Annotated in this window: 1 protein-coding gene; it reads left to right on the top strand. The window is 64.2% G+C overall.

Annotation, left to right across the window (positions count from 1 at the left end):
- Nucleotides 1–352: Ig-like domain-containing protein (locus tag GQX66_RS00005; protein WP_240864826.1), on the top strand; the 352-nt coding region annotated here is incomplete at both ends.

Raw genomic sequence — 352 nt, forward strand, 5'->3', positions numbered from 1 at the left:
GGTCGACGACAACGGCACCACCGCCAACGCCACGCTGGACGTGAACATCGTCGACGACCTGCCAAAAGGCGTGGACGACAGCAACGCCGGCACCGCGTCGGAAACCAACCTCACGCTGAGCGGCAACGTCCTGATCAACGATGTGCAGGGCGCCGACCGCGTACCAACCGGCCCGAATGCCGGCCCGATCACGGCGGGCACTTTCACCGGGACTTACGGCACCCTGGTGCTGAACGCCAACGGCACTTACACCTACACGCTCAACACCAGCGACGCCGATTTCAAAGCGCTGCACGGCGGCGGCAACGGCACTGAAACCTTCACCTACACCATCACCGATGCCGACGGCGAT

Origin of the sequence: Pseudomonas sp. B707, assembly GCF_022496685.1 — a bacterium.
In the GTDB taxonomy this organism is placed as follows: Bacteria; Pseudomonadota; Gammaproteobacteria; order Pseudomonadales; family Pseudomonadaceae; genus Aquipseudomonas; species Aquipseudomonas paraglycinae.